The sequence below is a fragment of the Streptomyces sp. NPDC020807 genome, from assembly GCF_040641575.1.
In the GTDB taxonomy this organism is placed as follows: Bacteria; Actinomycetota; Actinomycetes; order Streptomycetales; family Streptomycetaceae; genus Streptomyces.
The window spans coordinates 1-1,019 of the sequence record NZ_JBFADU010000061.1 but is presented as its reverse complement, the minus strand read 5'-3'; the positions used below and the strand labels follow the sequence as shown (position 1 = coordinate 1,019).

The following is a 1,019-nucleotide window of genomic DNA, read 5'->3' as shown; positions in this document are numbered from 1 at the left end:
TCCGACACCCTGTGCAAGGCCGTGACCGGCGACGGGATCGTGGACCGCGCCCTCTACACCGACGACGACGTTGTGGTCCTCTCCTTCCGCCGGGTCCTCGCGATGACGACGATCGACGCCGGAGCCCTCGCCGGAGACCTGGCCGAACGGCTCCTCATGCTCGAACTCCAACTGATCGAGCCCGAGCAGCGGCGCACGGAGGAGGAGTTGGCGACGGCGTTCGAGACGATCCGGCCGGCCGTCCTCGGCTCGCTCTTCGACCTCCTCGCCACCGTCCTCGTCGTCCTGCCCGACGTGAAGCTGGCCTCCATGCCCCGCATGGCCGACTTCGCCCGGATCCTCGCGGCCGTCGACCAGGTCATGGAGTGGACGACCCTGGACGACTACCTCGCCGCGTCCGCGAACGTCGCCGGAGACGCCCTGGAAGGCGACCCGTTCGGCTCCGCGCTCGCGGCCCTGGTCGAGGAGTGCGGGACCTGGACGGGGACGGCCGCCATGCTCCTGGAACACGTTCAGCCGCCCGGCGGCATCCGTCCGCCGTCCTGGCCTAAGGACGCCACCCGCGCCGGAGGGAAGGTCAAGCGCCTCGCCCCGCTCCTGCGGTCGATCGGGATCACGGTGGACGACACGCAACGTAGCCGGGACCGGCACCGGCACAAGCTCCTCGTACTCGCCCGAGCCGACCTCTCCGAGGAGACAGCGTCCGCAGCGTCCGCACCCCCGTCCGGCCCTCTCTGGCCCGACGTGCCCCCGATCGGACAGGGGCACAGGGTTCCTGACCTGGACTGACACCGCCGGACCGGGCCGCACACCAGCGGCCCGGACACGGCAGGAACCTGCGGACGCTACAGCCGTCCAGTGTCCGCAGCGTCCACACCCAGCGTCCGCACCTCTCACCACCCCTGACCTGCACGAACGAAAACGTGCGGACGCTGGGGCGCTGCGGACGCTGAAATACACCAAATCTCTAGGACGGCCACCGGCACCACTCCCACCCCGCCCCGCGACGGACACGAGGA

At 70.7% G+C, this 1,019-nt stretch carries 1 pseudogene; it reads left to right on the top strand.

What is annotated here, in order from left to right:
* Positions 1-789 (top strand): annotated as a pseudogene (locus AB0G79_RS33310) (ATP-binding protein); the annotation flags it as partial.
* Positions 790-1,019 lie beyond the last annotated feature (230 nt).